Source organism: Vibrio fujianensis (assembly GCF_002749895.1).
Classification (GTDB): domain Bacteria; phylum Pseudomonadota; class Gammaproteobacteria; order Enterobacterales; family Vibrionaceae; genus Vibrio; species Vibrio fujianensis.
Genome location: NZ_NBUS01000054.1, coordinates 774,702 through 778,098, shown reverse-complemented (window position 1 = coordinate 778,098; position 3,397 = coordinate 774,702). Strand labels below are relative to the sequence as shown.

Sequence of the window (3,397 nt, the reverse complement as noted above, 5' to 3'; positions counted from 1 at the left end):
CAGCCTAGATAACTCGATTAAAGGGGCCATGAAAGTCGCAATACCTACCGTGTTTGGTGTGCTGACTACCGTTGCTGCATTTATGGCGTTATCCAATGTAACAGGTGGGCTTGGGCAAATTTTTGCTCAGTTTGCTGCGGTTGTGACGGTCTGTCTATTGCTTTCCATGGTGGAATCAAAACTGATTTTACCGTCTCATCTTGCTCACCTAAATACTCATCGCAATGGAACAAAAGGTGGTTGGAGTCGAGTTCAGCGTAGCGCAGATTCAGTATTGAATTTTTTGAATTATCAGGTGTACACGCCCGTTATTAAACTGTGTTTACGATTTCGTTACGCAACATTATTGCTATTTCTTAGCCTACTGATCGTGATTGCGACATTGCCTATGTCTGGAACGGTTAAAATGGCTTTCTTTCCCGATATTCCTCGTGATATCGCTTCGGCAGATATCACGATGTTAGACGATGCCAGCTTTGGGCAAACTCATCGAAATTTATTAGTGATTGAACAGGCAGCGAAAAGGGCTGATACCCATCTTCGTGCTCAGCTGGGATTACCTACTGAACAAAGTAGTATTTCCAGCCTACAGGTATTGGCTTCATCCGATACCGAAGGCAGTGTTACGGTCGCCTTCATTGACTCTCCGGGATACGACACCAATCAGTTTACAAAAATATGGAATGAGCAGATAGGTCTGCTGGAAGGCGCTAAAAGACTCAAAGTATTGGCCAGCATGGATATGGTTGATAACTTTAAAATTGAGTTAAAAGCCAGCGATGCTGAACAGGTGACGGCTGCGGGAAAGGCCGTGAAAGCTTATCTGCAAACTATACCGGGAATCAGCGGCATTGATGACAACTTAAGCCCAGGAGTACCACAGTATCGCTTTACATTAACCGAACAAGGACGAGCTTTGGGGTTAACGACGGCACAACTTGCTGATCAAGTTCTGCATTCTTTTGGGGGTGGAGAAGTCCAAAAATTTCAGCGTAAACAAGATGAAGTCACGGTGAGTGTTCGTTATCCGGAACAAGAACGTCAAACCTTAGCAGATATCATGAATGCGAATATTCGTAGCAGTGACGGCACGGTTATCCCCCTCAGTTCGGTTGCAATGATTGATTCTGATTACCAAGCGTCAGCCATTACTCGAATTAACAATCAACGAGCGGTGTATGTGAGTGCGGTTGTGGATAAAGCCATGTTGTCACCCAGCCAAGTTGTCAATCAAGTTAAGCAACAATTTTTGGCACAGTGGCAGAAAGAGTACCCTCATTTGCGGGTTGATTTTGCCGGAGAAGCTGAGCAACAAGCGGAAACCATGCAATCGATGGAATTGATGTTTGTGGCTGCGATGATCGCCATTTACGCCTTACTAGCGATACCGTTGCGCTCTTACATTCAGCCCTTACTGATTATGATGGCCATTCCCTTTGGTATTGTCGGCGCGATTTTAGGCCATTGGGTGAATGGGTTGACCTTAAGCATTTTGTCTATGTTTGGTATTTTAGCTTTAAGTGGCGTGGTGGTGAATGATAGCTTGCTGTTGGTCAGCCGTTATAACGGTTTACAAGAAGAAGGGAAACCCATATTGGATACCATTATTGAAGCGTGTAATAGCCGACTACGTGCAATTCTTTTGACATCCATTACCACTTTTTCAGGTTTGATTCCTCTGCTGAGCGAAACATCGATGCAAGCTCAGTTTTTAAAACCTGCGGCGGCTTCATTAGGATATGGCATCATGTTCGCTACGATGATTACTTTACTGTTAATACCCGTGTTACTCTATATTCAGTATGAGATACAGAAGGGAGTCGTGGATATAGTAAAAAACGTTACGTGTAAAAAACGTTACGTGTAAAGTGATAGGTAAAGCATCATGCTAAAGGTTTTATTGGTTGAAGATGACCTCGATCTTGCGACGGCACTGATCGACTATATGCAATTAGAAGGAATAGAGTGTGATTTTGCCGCCGACGGTCTAGTGGGTTATAACCTGATTACATCTTATCAATACGACGTGATTATTCTGGATCTCAACTTACCGAAAATTGCAGGTTTAGAAGTGTGTCGACGTATTCGTGAACAAGGCATTGAAACACCGGTTTTGATGTTGACAGCGCGTGATACTTTGGATGATAAGCTGCAAGGTTTTCAACACGGAGCCGATGATTACTTAGTAAAACCGTTTGCTATGCAAGAGCTTATGGTGCGCATGTTGGTGTTGTCTAAACGGCGGAGCGGACAGGCTACAAAACTACGGATTGGTGAACTCGAACTCGATTTATCGCTGCGTAAAGCCTGCCGTTATGGGCAAGAGCTGAAGCTCTCACCGATCTCGATAAAAATTTTGGAATTATTGATGCGAGAATATCCGTCTGTTGTCACTCGGGAAAAAATTATTCAGATGATCTGGGGAGAAGCACAGCCAGACAGTAACAGCCTAAAAGTGCATATGTTTAAGCTACGTAAGCAGATAGACCAAGAGGGATGGCCGACGATGGTTAAGACGGTGCCAGGGTTTGGGTTCAGTATCCAACAGCAGGATAACGATGAAACTACGCCGTAGCCTGAAGATTTTCCTTATCTGTGTGATGATGGCAATGGCCAGCATCACGGTTGTCAGCTTCTCCCATTTAGCGGCAAACTATTTTGAGCAAGGATTGGATGGTGGAATGCGGATGATGATGATGGATATTGGTCGAGAGGTCGCATTAACGGGACAAAAAACAGAAATGATGATGGGGTTTCACGTTGCTCATCATTGGCAAGCCATTCCATCAGACATTGCCGCGTTATTTGAACCACTAGAACAACCGATGCAATTTGTAAAATATATCGAAAATCAGCATTGGTTTTCAGCACCTGAGCGCGCTGTGTTTTTAATGCGTTATGATCAAACGGCTGGCGACCCCCTCTACATTTATCGTGTGTTGGATGATGTTCAACGTCCTGAACTGATACAAAATCGGCCTTGGGGAGAAATTCCCCATTTTGTTCAACTGATTAGTTATGCCGTGCTTGGTATTGGTTTATTTGGTTTGTGTATGTATTTTTTAGTACAACGAGTAGCAAAACCTGTCGAGCGGCTAGCACTTTGGGCAAAACAATTAACGCCTGAACAGTTAGTGATTCCTGCGCCTGATTTTCATTATAACGAACTGAATCGCTTAGCTAAGGTGGTCAAAAACAGTCTCGTTTCAGTTGATAGTGCGCTTCGTCGAGAACAAAAATTCCTCGCTCATGCAAGTCATGAATTACGAACACCGATAGCTGTTGTTCGTAGTAATAGTGAGTTATTGATGAAACTGCTTGAAAAACAAAGTTCACCGGAAAAGCGTCAACAAGTATTGGAACGTATTTGTCGCGCTGGCGTAACAATGAGTGATCT

Annotated in this window: 3 protein-coding genes; all 3 read left to right on the top strand. The window is 43.8% G+C overall.

The annotated features are described in order from the left end of the window. Positions 1-1,867, top strand: a 1,867-nt coding sequence (locus tag B7C60_RS19890) for an efflux RND transporter permease subunit (RefSeq protein ID WP_245869638.1), incomplete at its 5' end; no start/stop codon positions are given. Between the two features lie 18 nt (positions 1,868-1,885). Beyond that, positions 1,886-2,575: a response regulator transcription factor gene (locus B7C60_RS16680; RefSeq protein WP_099612611.1), complete on the top strand. Its 690-nt coding sequence runs from the start codon at positions 1,886-1,888 to the stop codon at positions 2,573-2,575. Beyond that, positions 2,559-3,397 (top strand): histidine kinase dimerization/phospho-acceptor domain-containing protein (locus B7C60_RS16675; protein WP_245869636.1); only part of this gene is annotated, 839 nt, incomplete at its 3' end. The genes B7C60_RS16680 and B7C60_RS16675, both read left to right, overlap by 17 nt.

Coding starts and splice junctions, on each gene's coding strand:
- B7C60_RS16680 (WP_099612611.1), top strand. CDS start 1,886: ATGCTAAAGGTTTTATTGGTTGAAGATGACCTCGATCTTGCGACGGCA.